The sequence below is a fragment of the Vibrio sp. 10N.261.52.C2 genome (genome assembly GCF_041471425.1).
In the GTDB taxonomy this organism is placed as follows: domain Bacteria; phylum Pseudomonadota; class Gammaproteobacteria; order Enterobacterales; family Vibrionaceae; genus Vibrio; species Vibrio crassostreae_C.
The window spans coordinates 38,719-56,713 of record NZ_JBFROH010000005.1 but is presented as its reverse complement, the minus strand read 5'-3'; the positions used below and the strand labels follow the sequence as shown (position 1 = coordinate 56,713).

The following is a 17,995-nucleotide window of genomic DNA, read 5'->3' as shown; positions in this document are numbered from 1 at the left end:
CGTATTGGTCACTCAGTTCATTGAAATCAATTTTGATTCCGAAGAATCTGTTTTATCTAACGATAAAACGTTTTGATATTCATCAACGAGTGCCCACACAGATTGATAGGTTTAAATTGTTAAAGAGCGCTAGCGTTTTGTGATTCACATCTCATTCGCTAGGGGTGCGTACTATACCTGCACCACTTTGAGAGTCAAGGGTTATTTTCAAACTCTTTTTCTCTACCGATTTCGCTGTGTGACTTTCGTCTCACTCCGTGTCGGTGAGGCGGCATTATAGAGAGATTGAGATGGAGCACAAGGGCTTTTTGAAATAAAAGTTTTGTTCGCCTAAAAAGCCACCAGATCCGCATTTTTCGAATAAAAACTAAACATTTGAGACGTATCACAGCAATACATTGGAAAAATGGAAGCCATGAACGTAAGATTCATGTGTCTATTTTGTTAATGGTAGATGCGTCTATTTCGTTTATTAATATGTAGTATTCCGATATGAACTCAAAAAAATCGATGTTGTTAATTGTCGCACTGGCTGTATTAGGCGGCATTGTTTTCTCTCAGGTAGATATATCGCCTGCAATTACCTTTATCCTTGGTGTCTTGGCTTCCGCTTTTGTTGTTAACTTTTCAAGCACCGACTCAAAATCAGATTCAGAACCTAAGGCTTCAACCAAAACACTTTATGTGGGTAACCTTCCATACAAAGCGAACGAATCACATGTACGTGAATTATTCTCAGAGCATGGTGAAGTATTTGCAGTACGTTTAATGAAAGACAAACGTACTGGTAAAAGAAGAGGCTTTGGATTTGTTGTTATGGCAAGTAATGATGTGAATCATGCAATCTCTGCACTTAACGATAAAGATTACATGCAACGCACTTTAAAAGTACGTGTTGCAAATGATCCTAAACATCCTGAAGCGGACGAATCTGAACTGAGCTAAACCCTAACTGCTTTAACATACTATTTAGTGCACTTTCTTTTTTAGGAAGTGCACTACAAAAAACTTCACGTACTCCCCCTTCTTTATTAACGCTTTCCAAACCCAACAAATCTTGAACCCGCTTAGCTATCGCTTTACCAGAATCTATCAGCACTACACTTTCACCTAGTACTTGTTGAATCTCTGATTTGATCAATGGGAAATGAGTACATCCTAATACAGCCACATCAATTGTGTTGATCATCGGCTGAAGGATTTGCTGTAACTCTTCAAGGCTAATCTCCTCGCCTCTGAGTTTATCTTCGGCCATATCCACCAGCCGAGTAGAACCCAACAGCTCTACTCTTTTATTACTCGAGAAGTTTTTGATGAGCTCGTGTGTGTATTCACGAGTAATCGTCGCGGGAGTCGCAATAAGGCCAACCGCTTTATTAGCCAGTAACGAAGCAGGTTTGATTGCCGGGACTACGCCGACAATAGGGATAAGGTTATTAGCGCGAAGTGTCGGCAGGACTATCGTACTGGCCGTATTACAAGCTATCACCACGATATCAATAGCGTGACTCGCCACAAAACTGGCGACGATACTTTGGACTCGCTGAATGAGGACTTGCTGATCGAGCTCACCATAAGGGTAAGCCTCGTTATCGAATACATAGATATAGTTGTGATTGGGTAGTAACTGGCTTATCTCTTTATATACAGACAGACCGCCAACTCCAGAATCAAAGACCAATATGTTTTTTTGTATGCTTTCTGACACAACCATTACCTGTAATAAGTTCCACAGCAATGATACCCCTTCACCTAGTTTTCGCCAATCATCACTCTACATAATGCAAGCTCGGTAGCGTTGATGCCCAAAGCGCTCACCCTGCTCTACATTTTCTAGCTCTATCTTAAGCTTACCTTTAAAGCATGGCGCTGACGTGACTAAGGTATGGAACTCACCATCTTCTCCACATGGGTCGACGTGACTTGGCAAACTGTCTATTAGTTCAGGCGTGTATTCTTTCCCGCAATAGCTCATGTCTAATGCATCGCTATCAACTGTGACGAGAAAGGTTTCGATTCCTCTATTTATGATTTCTTGAGCCAGAGTTTGGCTACTCTCTCCCAGTAGAGGAAATACACACTCCCAGCCCGCAGGTTCTATATAACTTCTTCGGTAGTCAGCAATACCATTGCAAAACATATCGCCGAATGCCACGGCATCAATAGATAAACCCGATCCTTTAAGCGCCGTAACAATCGTACTTTGATAGATCTCGTTACTTGGGAAGACTTCCGGCAGCTCAATCGTTATTAATGGCAAGCCGAACAATGTTGCCTGCATTCCGACAACCTCGATTGACGTGACTTGGAAAGGAACCTCATCACCAACATACGTAGTATAGAGAGCAACAACTTCATACTCGGTGCTTTCAAGTAGACGTTCTAGGGTTAATGTAGAGTCTTTGCCTGACGACCAACTTATGACGACTTTCTTTTTCATTGATATACCCAATAAGAAAAAACCGCCCGAAGGCGGTTTAGGTGATAATTAGAATTGGTAAGTAGCATTCACGTAATATGTACGCTCTGGTGATGGGTATCCACCAGCAGTCTCGTACTCTTCGTCAGTTAAGTTATCCACTCGACCATTTAAAGTAAGGTTTTCATTCGCATAGTAGTTCACTGAAACATCAAACAAGCTATACGCTGCGAGATCTTCAGAGAAGTCCGGTCTCTCACCTACATATTGGAAACCTAATGAAACATCAACATCATCGAAACTAGCCACTGCATTATACTTGTAAATCTTCTTAGCTCGGCGTATCAGTTGCTCACCAGATTGATCTTCTGGGTCTTGGAAATTAGCGCTCACTTGGTGGTTAATAAAGCTAGTATCAAATCCAACGACCATTTCCACACCACGTAATTGGCTTTCGCCATCGGTATTGTAGTACTTACTTGTCGCGTAGTTGTAATCAATTAAGTCTTCGACGTTCGTGTCATAGCCAGTAATCGACCAATCAACATCCTTGATTAAGCCACCAAAAGTCAGTTCAAATGAATCTGCCTTTTCAGCTTCTAACTGTGCATTACCGTAGTAGCTATATAGTTGATACAAGTTAGGTGCTTTGAAAGATGTGCCATAAGCTGCTTTTACAACAAGCCACTCAGCATAACGATAGCCTAACCCTGTGTTGTAAGTAGTTTCTGTACCAAACTGCTCATTGTCATCAACACGAAGACTCAGTTCTCCGAACACTTTATCCGCATCTGCGTTTAATGCAGCGAAGTACGCAACATTCGTTCTGTCGTATTCAGTATTCGAAGGCTTAACAATATAAGCCTCATCACGCCAATCTACACCACCACTAAGAGTCAGTGACGACGTTAGTTTGTATGAATTCACCCATTGAACATTTAGCTGTTCAAGCTCATCAGATGTTGCTGACGCTGAGTTCTTGCCTAAAGACTGTTCGTAGTTCCAGTTATCTTGATTCTGATAGTTAACTAAGAAATCAGACTTAAGTTCACTGCCACTATATTTAACACCAGTAGCAAAGGTCGAATTTTGAACTTCAGCTTCTTTGTAAGAATGGTCTGTACCAAATGAACCATCGTACTGAGAAATGGTTTCAAACATACGGAAATTCGCGAAGCCACTCCATTGCTGATCAAAATTATGAACATAACCAATTAGAGCATTGCGTGATTCAAAACCATGGCGATCACCATCATTAACACCTGGTAATGGATGAACGTTGTATCCCTCATCGGAATCGTAACCAACAGATACGTTCAAGTGACCATTTTCACCGACCTTAGTACCACTAACAAAGCTCAGCTCTTGGTAATCTAAGCTTCCTAAACCTGCACTAACTGCCGTTTTTTCATTGTCAGAGTTTGCAACAGTAATAATGTTGATAACACCGCCGATAGCTTCTGAGCCATACATAGCGGCACGAGCTCCTCGAACGTATTCCACTCGGTCAACGAATGTAATTGGTAACTGGCTAAAATCGACACCACCCTTTGCAGCTCGCGCAAAACGAATACCATCAATGAGAACAAGCACTTGATCAGAGTTAGCACCACGAACAAAGATCGAAGCTTGCTGTCCTCGGCCTCCATTTTGTGAAACCTGAATACCCGTCAATCGTCTAAACACATCTGTTAGAGACTTAGCTTGAATTCGATCGATATCTTGGCGTGTTACTACTTCAACTTGAGCGACAACACTTTCCGTGCTTTGCTCAAAACGGTTAGCCGTAACCACCATGGTTTCGTCGGCAGATGCTTGTTGGGCGTGTAAATTGGAGATAGGTGAAAGCAGCGATGCTACAGCAACCGCTAAAAGGGATTTGTTCATGTTGTGATCCTAAATCGCGTAAAGTCCTACCAAACCACATCTTATGACTTGGCCGCTGGCAGGTATTCGGACTCAAGAGCACAACCCTTATGGTTACCTAATATTCGACTTCCCACAAAAAGCTATTTGCAGTGTCTTATGAATACTCGTTCTCTTTTACCGCTGCGCGTCAGTTCTGGATTTACACCAGATTCCCTCTTCAGCCATCTATACATCTAAATGACACCAGCTTGCCGAAGATAGTATTGACCTATGAATCATTTGTCTAGTCTAAGATAGTTATAAGCTATAGTTTTCATGGTCGATTTACATTGAATGGCTCTCAACACTGGACAAGCGCCTGTGATTGAATAAAATCTGCGCTCTTGATTTAAAAGCACGACAGCAAAAGGCATAACAATGGCGAATTTAGATGTAAACCCGCAACGCTACCAAGAACAACTGGCAGAAAAGACAGAGCGTCTTACAGAAATGTTCTCAGAATATGATGTGCCTGAACTGGAAGTGTATGAATCTCCAGAACAACACTACCGCATGCGTGCTGAGTTCCGCGTGTGGCATGAAGGTGACGATATGTATTACGTCATGTTCAATCAAGAGACTAAAGAAAAATACCGCGTAGACCAGTTCCCTGCAGCTAGCCGTCTTATCAATGACCTAATGCCTCTATTAACAGATGCAATGAAGGACAACCACTCTCTGCGCCACAAGCTATTCCAAGTAGACTTCCTTTCTACGTTAAGCGGCGAAATTTTGGTGTCATTGCTTTACCACCGTCAATTAGGTGAACAGTGGATTCAAGATGCTAAAGCACTTAAGCAGCAATTAAACGATGAAGGTTTTAACCTAAACCTGATTGGCCGTGCGCGTAAGATGAAAATCGTACTGGACCGCGACTACGTAATTGAAAAGCTAGATGTGAATGGTGATAGCTACATCTACCAACAAGTAGAGAACAGCTTTACTCAACCCAACGGCAAAGTGGCAGAGAAAATGTTGGAATGGGCTGTCGATTGTACTCAAGACAGCAAAGGCGACTTACTTGAGCTTTACTGTGGTAACGGTAACTTCTCATTAGCGCTAGCACAAAACTTCGAGCGTGTACTGGCAACTGAACTGGCGAAACCGTCAGTAGAATCTGCGCAATACAACATCGCTGCGAACAACATTGAAAATGTTCAGATCATCCGTATGTCTGCAGAAGATTTTACTGTAGCAATGGAAGGCAAGCGTGAGTTCCGTCGTCTACAGCAAGCGAACATCGATCTTAAGAGCTACAACTGCAACACTATCTTTGTTGATCCACCGCGTTCAGGTATGGATGTTGATACTTGTAAGATGGTTCAAGGCTACGAGCGTATCATGTACATCTCTTGTAACCCTGAAACATTGAAAGAGAACCTAGACATCCTAAGCGAAACGCACGACATCACTCGTTTTGCTCTGTTTGACCAGTTCCCTTACACGCACCACATGGAAGCTGGCGTATTCCTAGAGCGTAAAGCGTAAGTATCGCTTTCAGGTCTAAGCCAAACAGCAGATACAAAAAAACGAGCCCATTGGCTCGTTTTTTTAATTTCTAAATCAGCTTAAGCAGTTTTGCCGATAAAGCCGAGTTTCTTACCTACCCATGCAAGAAGCAACATCGCGACAATAATCGCAAAGAAGTTTGAGCCAGCATCAGGGTGTTGTGCCTTCACAAAAGCCGAGTGGCCAAATGCACCTACAAAGAAACAAGCCAAACCTACTAGTGGAATATCTTCAGATACTGGGTTAGTTAGGTACTCTTGGTAAAGTGCTTGTACAGCCAAGACTAAAGCAATCAGTGGGAAAATAGAGAAGCCCACTTCGCTCATTGTTACCCAAGATAACAGAGCATCACCACACACACCGGCAATAACAGCAAGTACGAGTGTCTTTCTTTCTGAACCACGGTTTACAGTATTATTTTCATTCGACATTATTCAATCCCGCCTTTTAATCGGTTACGTTCACGTTCTTTACGATACCAAAAAGCCCCTTTGGCCATCATTCGCAATTGCATGATCAAGCGTTCAGCCAGTTCATCTCGCTGACGTCGATCTAAATCTAATGCTTCTGCCCCTGAGTTGAAGACCAAGATAACGGAGGCTTCAGCTTGAGTAAAAGCTTCGTCTCGTGTCATGCCAGTCGTTATCAAATATTCGGTTAACTCAGCAGAGAAGTGCTGTATCTCACGAGCTACCGCTGCACGAAACTCAAATGAAGTTCCTGAGCGCTCTCGCAATAACAGTCTGAATACGTTAGGGCTGCTTTCAATGAATTCCATAAAGGTTTCAACCGATGTACGAATCACACTGCCTTCTTTTACTATGCGTTGCCTAGCTTGACGCATTAACTGGCGCAGCAGTAAGCCACCTTCATCAACCATGGTTAAGCCAAGCTCATCCATGTCTTTGAAGTGACGATAAAAGGAAGTCGGTGCTATTCCAGCCTCACGAGCGACTTCTCTCAAGCTTAGATTGGAAAAACTACGATCGGCGCTGAGTTGGCTAAATGCTGCATCGATTAAGCTGCGACGAGTTTTTTCTTTTTGCTGTGCGCGAATGCCCATTGGTTTCATACTTTATCAATTTCTTCTTTTACAGCCTAAACAGGCATGTCTAATACTCTATTCAATATAACGCGAATCACTTATTTATATAAGGCACTCTGGTTATATAAGACACTAAACATACCTCTTTGTTCACGTACCGAAGTAAATACGTTCGAAGAAAAAATTTCAATATCCACGCTGTCATTTGGAGACATACGACATACCAAATATTATTTTTTCGATAACACTGCGTGATCCCACCGACTCTCTGATGCCCTTTTCATGTACCCGAGAACAGAATCGGTTAAAATCTCGCTAAAGCAATGTTAATCAAATATAACAAGGAAGATATCTATGCCGCACTCCAACCACTTTGATGTAATCGTAATTGGTAGTGGCCCCGGAGGAGAAGGGGCAGCGATGGGATTAACCAAAGCCGGGTTGAACGTTGCAATCATTGAGAAAGAGAGCAGCGTTGGTGGTGGTTGTACTCACTGGGGAACAATTCCTTCAAAAGCACTGCGTCATGCCGTAAGTCGTATTATCGAATTCAACAGTAATCCGCTGTTTTGTCAGAACAACAAAAGCATACACTCAACGTTTTCTAACATTTTGGGGCATGCCAAATCGGTTATCGACAAGCAGACTCGATTACGCCAAGGCTTCTACGACCGCAACCAGTGCACGTTGGTCTTTGGTACTGCACGTTTTATCGATACCAACACTGTCTCGGTAATGCAAAGCGATGGCACTGAAGAACATTACAGTGCAGACAAATTTGTTATCGCGACAGGCTCTCGCCCTTACCAACCAGATAACGTCGACTTCCTGCATGAACGTATCTACGACAGTGACTCGATTCTTTCTCTTAAACACGACCCGCAACACATCATCATCTATGGTGCTGGCGTTATTGGTTGTGAATACGCGTCGATTTTCCGCGGTTTGGGTGTAAAAACCGATCTTATCAATACTCGTGACCGTCTGTTGTCATTCCTAGACAATGAAACCTCAGATGCACTTTCTTATCACTTCTGGAACAGCGGTGTCGTGATTCGCAACGATGAAACCTTTGAGAAAATTGAAGGCACTGATGATGGCGTGATCATTCACCTAGAGTCAGGTAAAAAGATGCGCGCTGATTGCCTACTGTATGCCAATGGCCGAACGGGTAATACCGATAAACTGAACCTTGGTGCTGTTGGCTTAGAAGCGGACTCGCGTGGGCAAGTCTCAGTAAATACCAATTACCAAACCAATGTTGACCATGTTTACGCTGTCGGTGATGTGATTGGCTACCCTAGCCTAGCAAGCGCGGCTTATGACCAAGGTCGATTTGTGGCTCAAGCAATTGTGAAAGGTGAAGCTGAACGCCACCTTATCGAAGACATTCCAACCGGCATCTACACCATCCCGGAGATCAGTTCTGTTGGTAAAACCGAGCAAGAACTTACCGCAGCTAAAGTACCGTATGAAGTAGGACGTTCTTCATTCAAACACCTAGCTCGTGCTCAAATTGCGGGTAAAGACATTGGTAGCTTGAAGATTCTGTTCCATCGCGAAACCAAAGAGATTTTAGGTATCCACGTGTTTGGTGAGCGTGCCGCTGAAATCATCCATATCGGACAAGCGATCATGGAACAGAAAGGTGAAGCAAATACCATCGAGTACTTTGTGAATACAACCTTTAACTATCCAACGATGGCGGAAGCTTATCGTGTTGCAGCACTCAACGGGCTTAACCGTTTATTCTAGATAAAGAACCAATAGGAGTATTTGACCACCCATAGGCCAAATACATAAACAGCAAGCCACGCGCTTGCTGTTTTTATTTAAAACACTGAATATTAAGGCATTGATAGTAATTAGATCATGATGTTCTAAATACCCCTTTACCTGTACAGCCTCATTTACTCTCCACAAACAGAGCCCTCAGAGCTAAGCGAGAAACTCCCCTTTCTTCCACTGAGAAACAAACAACACACCAAGACCAATTCCGCGCATTGCCATAAAGCTCAGCATCGCTAACCACAGTGCATGGTTCTCTAAACCTGATGCTAAATAGAAAATCGCGAAGAAACTACAGGTCGCAACAAACATACTATTGCGCATATCCTTGCCCTTGGTTGCTCCAACAAAAATACCATCCAACAAGAAGCACCACATAGACACCAATGGCATTGCGACTAACCACGGTAAATACACCTCGGCTTGGTTCTTCACGTCAGGAATGGTAGTGATCATATTAATCAAACTCGAGCCAGCGAGTGCGAACGCTATGGTCAGTACCAAACAAATATTAAAGCTCCAGAAGAAAGTACCAATCAATGACTGGTTCAGTTCATCTTTGTCTTTCGCGCCTATCGCCTTACCGACCATCGCTTCCATTGCGTAGGCAAAGCCATCCATCCCATAAGAGATGATCATCAAGAAACTCATCAACACTGCATTGGCCGCAACAACATCATCGCCAAAGCTTGCACCTTGGAAAGTCATGAAAGTGAAAGTCGCTTGTAGATACAATGAACGAAGAAAGATATCGCGATTCAATTTCACGAAACGACTCAAACCTTGGCTGGTTTTCTTAAGCAGATCCCATGGCGATGGTAACTGCTTCTTCGCCCAGATTCGGTAAACAAAAATCAAGCCAAATGTTAGACCGGCATAATCAGCCATTACAGATGCCAATGCTGCACCTTCCACTTGCCATCCTAAGCCGATAACAAAAACAATATCCAAAACGATATTGGTGATATTGGTGATGATCACCATCCACATGGGCGCTTTGGCATTTTGAGTCCCGAGTAACCAACCTAGAATCACAAAGTTAGTTAGCGCAGCAGGCGCACTCCAAGCGCGGATTGAGAAATATTGCTGACCATAGTGCTTAACTTGATCACTGGCGCTACTCAATGAGAAAACTAAATCGGCGACTAGACTGTGTAAAAGCAAAAAGACACCAGCAAACCCTAAAGCCATGGTCACGCCTTGCACAAAGACTAAACCAAGTTGCTTGCCATCATTCGCACCATAAGATTGTGCGGCTAGCCCTGTTGTCGACATGCGCAGGAAACCAAGCAACCAAAAGGTCACGCTGATCATTGTGCCGCCCAGCGCCACACCACCTAAATACCAAGAGTGCTCGAGGTGACCGATAACCGCCGCATCGACTAAGCCCAGCAGTGGAACAGTAATATTAGAGAGAACCATCGGGATCGCGAGCAGCAGCACTTTTTTGTGCATCGCCTGATTGGATAGCGTTTGAAAAATAGTTTGGGGATTAAATAGCTTCACGATCACCTCTTAGATTAGAGGCGATAGTTTAACCTAGTGGGTGGGCTTTCACTATGTTGTGGAATTTTACTTATACCGGCTATGTACTCAGTTACTCGAAATACAGAACCACTAGGGTTACCACTTAACGAGCACTAACTGCGGCGTTAAACGCTTTTTGACCTGAGAGATCTTACAAAGAAGCCGCTGCCACAATTTCCAACGATTGCATTGTTGGTCTAGGGGAGAAAACGCTTTTACCCATTGTGCCCATGGCAGCCAATTAAGAACGCTGTCTATTGGTGAAGACAACCCATGAGCATACTTTCCTGAACCAAGCTTTTGTCCCAACGTACTTGAGCTTTTATCTCCAGCTAAGACTAAACACGCATGTGCATGAGTAAAGTAGCGGCTCAAAGACTGAATGAAGTTCGCGGTCTGTTGTTCATTACAATCCAGCAAAGCATGTTCACACACCACCATCACCGAGGCTTGTTCTGGAATATTAAGTTCATCCAACCAAGTTAGGTCATCGACAGAGCCACACTCTAAGCGATAGCGTTCATTTTTGTGGAACAAGCGTTGTCGCCAAAGCAGATTCTCGGTTACATCTAACTCAACCCAATGACAGCGGCCATTATCTAAACGGTAGAAACGGGTATCGAGCCCTGCTCCCACGTTAATAATCCAAGCATCTGGGTTATGAGATAAAAACTGTTGAACTTGAGAGTCACAAAGCTGAGTCAATGTTGCGTAGAGAAGTTGTTGTTGATCGAGTTCACCAGTAAGACATTCTGGTGCTAATTGGCAGCGCTTGCAGGCTTGAGCTGCGATAGGGTCATAGACTAAGCCGTCATCGGCAAGGCTTTCGCGGCTGCGAAACCAAAGATGTTGAACGAGATCCGTCGGAACTTGGAATTCCTGATGTGCAGACCCTTGATCAAAAGGAGCCTTTTGAACAGAAGAGCGCGGCTTAGGAATAAGCGGCTTCATTTGAGGTTTGGTTGGATTTGGCATCATCATCTTCCTTGTATCTCGACAAAGAAGATGATAATGAATATCAATTACAATAACAAGTTGTTGAGAATAAATATCAATAAGCTATTTGTACTGATTACATCCAGTCAGTGTTGCGGATAATACCAACAGCCAGCCCTTCAATAGACAAGTGTTGAGATTCTAGATCGACATGGATTGGAGAAAACTCTTCATTTTCAGCGTGTAACAGCACCGTTGAACCTTTACGTTCTAGGCGTTTTACCGTTACATCATCATCGACACGAGCCACGACAACCTGACCATCGCGGACATCTTGTGTTTTATGAACAGCTAATAGATCACCGTCCATAATGCCGATGTCTTTCATACTTTCGCCATTTACACGAAGTAAGAAGTCAGCTTGTGGTTTAAACATGCCTGGATCAACTTGATAATGCATTTCTACATGCTCTTGAGCCAAAATAGGCTCACCAGCGGCAACCTGACCGATTAGTGGTAAACCTTGCTCTTCATTCGCTGCATCTTCAAGCAAAATACGAATACCACGAGACGCACCCGGGATAATCTCAATCGCTTCTTTACGAGCAAGGGCTTTTAAATGTTCTTCTGCAGCATTAGCAGAACGGAAGCCAAGTTCGCGCGCGATTTCTGCACGTGTCGGTGGCATACCGAAATCTTCGATCTTACTTTTGATAAGGTCAAAAACTTGTTGCTGGCGGGGCGTTAACGGCTTCATGATTCACCTGTCTTTTTATACAGTTGACTGTGAGTATATCCAGTAACTGAACAAAAGCAAAGCAATTGGTTGTTTTTAGTTCATTTTTAGCAAATTACAAAAACAGGACCTCTAGCCACACATAACCTGCGAGTGCCAAACAGATGAAAACTGCTGCCGAACCGACATCTTTAGCCATCCCAGAAAGCTCATGATGTTCACTACCGATTCGGTCAACGACCGCTTCAATCGCGGTATTGATCAACTCGACAACCATCACCAACACGACGGCTGAAATCATCAAGATTCTCTCAACTTGGCTTACATCTAAGTAAAACGCCAACGGAATAAGCACTGCGGCCATGAATACTTCTTGTCGAAATGCCGCCTCGTTTTTAAACGAGCTCGTGATGCCTTGCCATGAAAAGCCCGCCGCTTTCACGATACGTTTGAATCCGGTGTTTGATTTTTTGGTCATTTTTAACCCTATACTCAATCAGTCGATGAATGATTTTCCACAAACTTAACGGCAATATGACTATTTCCATTAAAAGGTTAGACCAGTTTCTGGTATTCTTGCATCGATTAAATTTACGCCTAGGCTTATCCCTATTTCACTCACAGGATTTATCCTTTTCATCATAGAAATAGAGATACGCTTGAGCACATTGAAATAACTATTGAGGCAGTGAACCTATATGTCTTCTGGACAATCTTTTTCACGTTCATTAATGAAGCTACCTTTATCCGTATTGGTAAAGGGCACATCAATTCCTTCAAACCCTGTTGAGGATTTGAACATTGATTTGAGCAAACCGATTGTATACGCCTTACCGTTTCGCTCAAGTGTAGACATTCTTACATTGCAAAAACATGCACTTGAATTAGGGTTACCTGATCCGTTGAGCAAGCTTGAAATCAATGGCAAATCACTGCAACGCTACGTTTTTATCTCTTCTCGCAAAACTCTACTGCAAGACGATGATTATGTACCAAGCTCATCAATTGAAGTCTTCTCTGAGCTGCTTTCACTGCATGCTGAAGACTCTGAGCTCGACGTTCAAGTTATCCCTGCCACTGTATTGTGGGGGCGTAAGCCTGGTAAAGAGAATAACCAGAAACCTTACCTACAAGCAATGAACGGCTTAGAGAAATCAAAAGCAGTATTACTGGCAGGTCGTGACTGCTTGGTTCGCTTTAGTCCTGTGGTTTCTCTGCGTTACATGGCTAACTCACACGGCACAGACAACACCATCGCACACAAACTGGCGCGCGTGGCACGTATTCACTTTTCTCGCCAAAAACTGGCAGCATCAGGTCCTAACCTGCCAAGTCGCCAAGCTCTGTTTGACCGCCTACTAAAATCTGAAGCGATCAAGAAAGCGATTGAAGATGAAGCACAAGCAAAGAACATCTCGATCGAGAAAGCGAGCAAAGAAGCTCAAGACATCATGGACGAGATTGCTGCGAACTTCTCTTACTCGCTAATCAAACGCGGTGAGAAGATTCTTGGTTGGTTGTGGAATAAGTTGTACCAAGGCCTGCATATCAGCAACGCTTCAACAGTTCGTAAGCTGGCTCAAGATGGTCACGAGATTGTTTATGTGCCTTGTCATCGTAGTCACATGGATTACTTACTGCTTTCTTACGTGCTTTACCACGAAGGCATGGTGCCGCCGCATATCGCTGCGGGTATCAATCTGAATTTCTTCCCTGCCGGTCCTATTTTCCGTCATGGTGGTGCGTTCTTTATTCGTCGTAGCTTCAAAGGCAACAAGCTGTACTCAACTATTTTCCGTGAATATCTAGCGGAATTGTTCGCCAAAGGTTACTCGGTCGAGTATTTCAGTGAAGGTGGTCGCTCTCGTACGGGTCGCCTGCTGCAAGCTAAAACCGGCATGTTGGCGATGACTATTCAGGCTATGCTGCGTGGCATGAACCGTCCAGTGACGTTAGTACCTGTGTACATCGGCTATGAGCACGTAATGGAAGTGGCGACCTACGCAAAAGAACTTCGTGGTAAGCGCAAAGAAAAAGAAAATGCGAGCCTAGTGATTCGTACGCTCCGTAAACTGCGCAATTTTGGTAAAGGCTACGTCAACTTTGGTGAGCCGATTCAGCTTAACCAATATCTGAACGAGCACGCTCCAGAGTGGACTAAAGATATCGATCCAATGGGAACCAGCAAGCCACAATGGATGAATCCAGTGGTCAATGACCTGGCAACCAAAATGATGACACACATTAACGATGCGGCAGCGACCAACGCACTAACACTTTGTGCAACGGCGTTACTGGCTTCAAGACAGCGTGCATTGTCTCGTGATTCTTTGGTTTCCCAGATCAACTGTTATCTGTCTCTGCTTAAGAACGTACCTTACTCTGATACATTTACGGTACCAAAAGACAGTGCTGAAGATCTGGTAAAACACGCTGAATCGCTGAACAAGTTCCTAATTGAATCAGACTCAATGGGCGACATCATTTCGCTAGACCGTCACCAGTCAATTCTGATGACTTACTACCGTAATAACATCATTCATTTGTTTGCTCTACCATCATTAATTGCTCAGATGACCATTCGTCAGCACGGCCTAACCATTGACACGATTCAAGAGAACGTTGCTGCTATCTACCCGTTCTTGAAGAAAGAGTTGTTCTTAAGCTACGACGAAGATCAGCTTGAAAGCGTGGTGGCGAACATCATTGAAGAGCTTGTTGGCCAAGGTATGCTTGTGGTGTCGGACAACCAAGTCACCATCAACCAGTCAAACAGCCAAGCACTGATGCTGTTAGGCCGTACGATTTCAGAAACGCTACAGCGCTACTCTATTGCTTTGAACCTATTGGCAGAAAACCCTGATCTGGATAAATCTGATCTTGAGCAGAAGAGCCAAGACATCGCACAACGACTGGGGCGTCTACAAGGCATTAATGCACCAGAGTTCTTCGATAAAGGCGTGTTTGCGTCGATGTTCGCAACCTTGAAACAGCAGCAATATTTGGATAACGATGGTAACTGCGATTTAGAAAAGACTCAGCAATTCGCTAAGCTTCTTTACTCAATGCTTTACCCAGAGGTCCGTCTGACGATTCAAGAGAGTATCCACCAAGCAGAGTAATCGCTTGATTAACAATTGCTTTAATCACTAGACTGAACACTATCAAAAAAGGCACCCATTGGGTGCCTTTTTATTGAGCGTTCGTTTAGCAAAAACTCGTGCTTACCAGAAGGTAATGAATAAGCCTGCTGTCACTGCCATTCCAACATAATTGTTGTTTAGGAAAGCTTGGAAACATAAGTCTCGATCACGGTGGCGCATCAGATGTTGTTGATACACAAACAAGCCCCCTGCAACCAGCAGTGCCCAATAAAAGGTATCTCCTAATTGGTAATGCATGCCTAACGCTATTAACATCGCCAGTGTCACTAGCTGTAAGAAGCCAACGATAAGCTTATCGAAACGACCAAATAGAATAGCCGTCGATTTGATGCCAATTTTTAAATCGTCATCTCGGTCAACCATTGCATATTGTGTGTCGTAGGCAATCGTCCACAGCGCATTAATAACGAAGATAAACCAAACAATACTTGGTAGCTCATTAGTTTGCGCCGCCCAAGCCATTGGAATTGCCCAACTAAACGCTAAGCCAAGAAACAACTGTGGAAGGTGCGTAAAACGCTTCATAAAAGGATAAATGAAAGCTAAGCCAACACCGATAACAGAAAGCTTAATCGTCAGCGAATTCATGGTTAGCACCAGTAAGAACGAAACCATGGCTAGCACTAAAAAGAGCAGAATAGCTTCCTTACTGGAAACCAAACCGGAAGGTAATGGACGCTGCTTGGTGCGTTTTACATGACCATCCACTTTACGGTCAGCAAAATCATTGATCACACAGCCAGCTGAACGCATCAATACCACGCCGAGTACAAAAACAACCAAGACATCAAAATCAGGCATGCCTTTCGCGGCGATAATCAGCGACCATAAGGTCGGCCAAAGGAGTAACAGGGTACCAATCGGGCGATTCATTCGCGTTAATTGCCAATACGCCTTCGCTTTGGTGGCAAACATTTACACACTCTCCTTAGAGTAAATGGGTGATGTTGGCAAAAACAGTTCTGCCACAAGCATCGGTTTATGGTTCATCCATAATCGAGAACGACGCGCGAGCAGTCGCTCATCGCCTGCGATAACCCAACCAACTTGCAGAGCATCTCGCTCCACGTTCTCAGCGCTGAACACGGTTAAACCAAGTGGGACATTACCTTGTTGAGAAAGGTCAGAGTGCTGATGATCTTCTAATGTGACTCGAGGAATCAAGGTTCGCCCTAACACCCACGGCTCATCATCACCCTTCAAAATTACTTTACGCAGTAAGCAATCAAACGATGATAAAAGAAGTTCCTCGTCCTGTTGTAGCATTGAGCGTTCTACAACTTGATTATGAAGCAACTCAACAGACAGGTGCTGACAGCTCTTGCCCAACTTGCGGGAAAGAGAACCTTGCTCCAAAAGCCACTCTCTGGTGATTTTATTAGGAAAATCAAATGTTTCTGTGCTTTGCCAATCTACATTCATTAACGAATTAAGATACAGCGATATTGGCTGATTCATACTAGTATTCAATAGGTGACTTTACACGTACAATAAAGCTTCAACTTTCGAACAAAATTAAAGCGTTCTTCGAATTGTAAACGTATTTAGATTTAGACCGCTCATTGTAACAAGACAAATGCGTTTCGAATATCGCGAATAAACTAAAGAAAAGTCACAAATATGCACAAACGTTATGTAGCCCAAATATTTCTTGCGATTTCCCTACTCTTTTCAGCATCAAGTTTCGCTGAAGAGGAGTCGGCAGCTAAACTCGCCTACTTCACGCTAGAGCCAGACCTGACCACCAATTTTTACACTAAAGGTAAAAAACTGGGCTACATTCAGGTTCGCCTCGACATCATGGTGGCAAATAGTAACGACTTGGCCGCAATTGAGCATCACCAGCCACTGATTCGTGATGCGGTGATTGAATTGCTTGGCAAACAAAACGAAGAAACCATTAAATCTCTATCTGGCCGTGAAGACTTAAGAAAATCCTTAGTTGAGCACCTCAACAAGATTTTGCTTCCAGAGACAGGTAAAACCCTGATTGCTGATTTACTGTTTACCAAATACCTTTATCAGTAATGATGTAAAACGAATCCCAATAAAAAAGCGGCTCATCTGGCCGCTTTTTTTGTCTCTATCGTTTGGCTACTCATTAGAAGATATGAATTAGCTTCTTGCCGAGCTTGGTGCTTTCATCGCATCGATAAAGCCAATAATCACACCAGCGGCTAGGCCAGCTAAATGCGCCGTATTGGCGATAGCCATAAATGGCTGCATGTACCCAAGCACCAACCACACCAACATAAAGCCGACAATCTGTCTTGGGATGCCTAAACCAAGCTGTGGCGCCTTCGCACCAACTACCCATAAGTAACCAACCAAGGCATACACAACACCAGACAAACCACCGAAATTCGCCCCTTCAACCCAATACTGCCCAGCACCTGAAAGCGCAGAAGAGACAGCAAAGATCTGAAGTAGCTTGAAGCTGCCTAGCTTCTTCTCAATGTCTCCACCTAACTGCCACCACCACAAAATATTAAATGCGATGTGCATAACAGAGAAATGCAGAACGGCATGACTCAGCCAACGCCACAATTGCCATTGCTGTCCATCCACTGCAGGGAAATGCAGGGCATTGAAAATAGCTTGGCCAAAACCGATCTGTTGCAGCGCAAAAATCACCACACACACCAACATCAGGCTCAGTGTCACAGGGCCGGCTTTGGCTTTGATCATGCCCATGAAACTTGGCGTGTGATAATGGAAGTTGCTCTTTCTGGTCTCTGCCATGTCCCAAGACGCCGCTTGATAGCGCTTATGATTCGGTTCAGCCAGAAAACGATTCAGCTCAGCTTCGGTTTCAACCTGAAATTGGCCATCAAGAAGCCAAAGAGCAAAACGCCCTTCTCCCTCTGGAGACATCTGAATAGGGATCTGACGAGAGGCCATATAATCAATAAATGCTTGAGCAAGACGTGGATTGTCTAACACCATCAATCTAATCATTGTTA

At 43.8% G+C, this 17,995-nt stretch carries 17 protein-coding genes and 1 riboswitch; of the genes, 5 read left to right on the top strand and 12 right to left on the bottom strand.

What is annotated here, in order from left to right; translation table 11 throughout:
- Nucleotides 1-492: 492 nt before the first annotated feature.
- A complete protein-coding gene (locus AB4307_RS01205) occupies nucleotides 493-945 on the top strand; it encodes an RNA recognition motif domain-containing protein (RefSeq protein WP_017061054.1) in 453 nt (150 codons plus the stop codon).
- Here the strand turns inward: AB4307_RS01205 and murI are convergent.
- The 3 genes from murI to btuB are packed head-to-tail and all read right to left on the bottom strand — an operon-like array spanning nucleotide 908 to nucleotide 4,306.
- Nucleotides 908-1,714: a glutamate racemase gene (gene murI, locus AB4307_RS01200; RefSeq protein ID WP_017061053.1), complete on the bottom strand. Its 807-nt coding sequence runs from the start codon at nucleotides 1,712-1,714 to the stop codon at nucleotides 908-910. The two genes, AB4307_RS01205 and murI, sit on opposite strands and share 38 nt — an antisense overlap.
- Nucleotides 1,715-1,774: 60 nt before the next feature.
- Nucleotides 1,775-2,440, bottom strand: coding sequence for a Dph6-related ATP pyrophosphatase (locus AB4307_RS01195; protein WP_017061052.1), 666 nt, complete (start codon nucleotides 2,438-2,440; stop codon nucleotides 1,775-1,777).
- Nucleotides 2,441-2,488: 48 nt separating this feature from the next.
- A complete protein-coding gene (gene btuB / locus AB4307_RS01190) occupies nucleotides 2,489-4,306 on the bottom strand; it encodes a TonB-dependent vitamin B12 receptor (protein ID WP_017070283.1) in 1,818 nt (605 codons plus the stop codon).
- A 40-nt stretch (nucleotides 4,307-4,346) separates the two neighbouring features.
- Nucleotides 4,347-4,551: riboswitch (cobalamin riboswitch) on the bottom strand.
- A gap of 154 nt (nucleotides 4,552-4,705) precedes the next feature.
- On the opposite strand from btuB, the gene trmA reads away from it, so the two are divergent.
- Nucleotides 4,706-5,815 (top strand): tRNA (uridine(54)-C5)-methyltransferase TrmA, encoded by a 1,110-nt coding sequence (trmA, locus tag AB4307_RS01185; RefSeq protein WP_017061050.1) that lies wholly within the window; start codon nucleotides 4,706-4,708, stop codon nucleotides 5,813-5,815.
- Nucleotides 5,816-5,895: 80 nt separating this feature from the next.
- Here trmA and AB4307_RS01180 read toward each other — a convergent pair whose 3' ends face one another.
- Both AB4307_RS01180 and fabR read right to left on the bottom strand, forming a co-directional pair.
- Complete coding sequence (locus AB4307_RS01180; RefSeq protein ID WP_017061049.1) at nucleotides 5,896-6,267, bottom strand: YijD family membrane protein; 372 nt, start codon at nucleotides 6,265-6,267, stop codon at nucleotides 5,896-5,898.
- The gene (fabR, locus tag AB4307_RS01175) at nucleotides 6,267-6,908 is read right to left on the bottom strand and encodes an HTH-type transcriptional repressor FabR (protein ID WP_010438693.1); all 642 of its coding nucleotides are present in this window, start codon (nucleotides 6,906-6,908) and stop codon (nucleotides 6,267-6,269) included. Before fabR ends, AB4307_RS01180 begins: the two co-directional genes overlap by 1 nt.
- A gap of 327 nt (nucleotides 6,909-7,235) precedes the next feature.
- On the opposite strand from fabR, the gene sthA reads away from it, so the two are divergent.
- Nucleotides 7,236-8,636 (top strand): Si-specific NAD(P)(+) transhydrogenase, encoded by a 1,401-nt coding sequence (gene sthA / locus AB4307_RS01170; RefSeq protein ID WP_017061048.1) that lies wholly within the window; start codon nucleotides 7,236-7,238, stop codon nucleotides 8,634-8,636.
- Between the two features lie 183 nt (nucleotides 8,637-8,819).
- Here sthA and dinF read toward each other — a convergent pair whose 3' ends face one another.
- The 4 genes from dinF to AB4307_RS01150 form a co-directional block, all read right to left on the bottom strand.
- Nucleotides 8,820-10,175, bottom strand: a complete 1,356-nt coding sequence (dinF, locus tag AB4307_RS01165) for an MATE family efflux transporter DinF (protein WP_372130835.1) — start codon at nucleotides 10,173-10,175, stop codon at nucleotides 8,820-8,822.
- 117 nt (nucleotides 10,176-10,292) lie between these two features.
- Nucleotides 10,293-11,171: a class I SAM-dependent methyltransferase gene (locus tag AB4307_RS01160; protein ID WP_372130833.1), complete on the bottom strand. Its 879-nt coding sequence runs from the start codon at nucleotides 11,169-11,171 to the stop codon at nucleotides 10,293-10,295.
- Between the two features lie 97 nt (nucleotides 11,172-11,268).
- Nucleotides 11,269-11,889: a transcriptional repressor LexA gene (lexA, locus tag AB4307_RS01155; protein ID WP_004736702.1), complete on the bottom strand. Its 621-nt coding sequence runs from the start codon at nucleotides 11,887-11,889 to the stop codon at nucleotides 11,269-11,271.
- A 94-nt stretch (nucleotides 11,890-11,983) separates the two neighbouring features.
- Nucleotides 11,984-12,346 carry a diacylglycerol kinase gene (locus AB4307_RS01150; protein WP_372130831.1) on the bottom strand — a complete coding sequence of 121 codons (363 nt, stop codon included), beginning with the start codon at nucleotides 12,344-12,346 and terminating at the stop codon, nucleotides 11,984-11,986.
- Between the two features lie 220 nt (nucleotides 12,347-12,566).
- Between AB4307_RS01150 and plsB the strand changes: the two genes are divergently transcribed.
- Nucleotides 12,567-14,990, top strand: a complete 2,424-nt coding sequence (gene plsB, locus AB4307_RS01145; RefSeq protein ID WP_280584557.1) for a glycerol-3-phosphate 1-O-acyltransferase PlsB — start codon at nucleotides 12,567-12,569, stop codon at nucleotides 14,988-14,990.
- 102 nt (nucleotides 14,991-15,092) lie between these two features.
- On the opposite strand, the gene ubiA is transcribed toward plsB, so the two are convergent.
- Together ubiA and AB4307_RS01135 are read right to left on the bottom strand one after the other, a co-directional pair.
- Entirely contained in the window at nucleotides 15,093-15,947 is an 855-nt protein-coding gene (gene ubiA, locus AB4307_RS01140; RefSeq protein ID WP_372130829.1) for a 4-hydroxybenzoate octaprenyltransferase, read from the bottom strand.
- On the bottom strand, nucleotides 15,948-16,490 hold the full coding sequence (locus tag AB4307_RS01135; RefSeq protein WP_004736706.1) for a chorismate lyase: 543 nt from the start codon (nucleotides 16,488-16,490) through the stop codon (nucleotides 15,948-15,950).
- 162 nt (nucleotides 16,491-16,652) lie between these two features.
- Here AB4307_RS01135 and AB4307_RS01130 point away from each other — a divergent pair, with 162 nt between their 5' ends.
- Nucleotides 16,653-17,060, top strand: coding sequence for a flagellar basal body-associated protein FliL (locus AB4307_RS01130; RefSeq protein ID WP_372130827.1), 408 nt, complete (start codon nucleotides 16,653-16,655; stop codon nucleotides 17,058-17,060).
- A gap of 87 nt (nucleotides 17,061-17,147) precedes the next feature.
- Here AB4307_RS01130 and glpG read toward each other — a convergent pair whose 3' ends face one another.
- On the bottom strand, nucleotides 17,148-17,990 hold the full coding sequence (gene glpG, locus AB4307_RS01125; protein WP_061040012.1) for a rhomboid family intramembrane serine protease GlpG: 843 nt from the start codon (nucleotides 17,988-17,990) through the stop codon (nucleotides 17,148-17,150).
- Nucleotides 17,991-17,995: the final 5 nt, after the last annotated feature.

Excerpts from the sequence above, each read along its gene's own strand:
- AB4307_RS01205 (WP_017061054.1), top strand. The coding sequence starts at position 493 with ATGAACTCAAAAAAATCGATGTTGTTAATTGTCGCACTGGCTGTATTA.
- murI (WP_017061053.1), bottom strand. The coding sequence starts at position 1,714 with ATGGTTGTGTCAGAAAGCATACAAAAAAACATATTGGTCTTTGATTCT.
- AB4307_RS01195 (WP_017061052.1), bottom strand. The coding sequence starts at position 2,440 with ATGAAAAAGAAAGTCGTCATAAGTTGGTCGTCAGGCAAAGACTCTACA.
- btuB (WP_017070283.1), bottom strand. The coding sequence starts at position 4,306 with ATGAACAAATCCCTTTTAGCGGTTGCTGTAGCATCGCTGCTTTCACCT.
- trmA (WP_017061050.1), top strand. The coding sequence starts at position 4,706 with ATGGCGAATTTAGATGTAAACCCGCAACGCTACCAAGAACAACTGGCA.
- AB4307_RS01180 (WP_017061049.1), bottom strand. The coding sequence starts at position 6,267 with ATGTCGAATGAAAATAATACTGTAAACCGTGGTTCAGAAAGAAAGACA.
- fabR (WP_010438693.1), bottom strand. The coding sequence starts at position 6,908 with ATGAAACCAATGGGCATTCGCGCACAGCAAAAAGAAAAAACTCGTCGC.
- sthA (WP_017061048.1), top strand. The coding sequence starts at position 7,236 with ATGCCGCACTCCAACCACTTTGATGTAATCGTAATTGGTAGTGGCCCC.
- AB4307_RS01160 (WP_372130833.1), bottom strand. The coding sequence starts at position 11,171 with ATGCCAAATCCAACCAAACCTCAAATGAAGCCGCTTATTCCTAAGCCG.
- lexA (WP_004736702.1), bottom strand. The coding sequence starts at position 11,889 with ATGAAGCCGTTAACGCCCCGCCAGCAACAAGTTTTTGACCTTATCAAA.
- AB4307_RS01150 (WP_372130831.1), bottom strand. The coding sequence starts at position 12,346 with ATGACCAAAAAATCAAACACCGGATTCAAACGTATCGTGAAAGCGGCG.
- plsB (WP_280584557.1), top strand. The coding sequence starts at position 12,567 with ATGTCTTCTGGACAATCTTTTTCACGTTCATTAATGAAGCTACCTTTA.
- ubiA (WP_372130829.1), bottom strand. The coding sequence starts at position 15,947 with ATGTTTGCCACCAAAGCGAAGGCGTATTGGCAATTAACGCGAATGAAT.
- AB4307_RS01135 (WP_004736706.1), bottom strand. The coding sequence starts at position 16,490 with ATGAATCAGCCAATATCGCTGTATCTTAATTCGTTAATGAATGTAGAT.
- AB4307_RS01130 (WP_372130827.1), top strand. The coding sequence starts at position 16,653 with ATGCACAAACGTTATGTAGCCCAAATATTTCTTGCGATTTCCCTACTC.
- glpG (WP_061040012.1), bottom strand. The coding sequence starts at position 17,990 with ATGATTAGATTGATGGTGTTAGACAATCCACGTCTTGCTCAAGCATTT.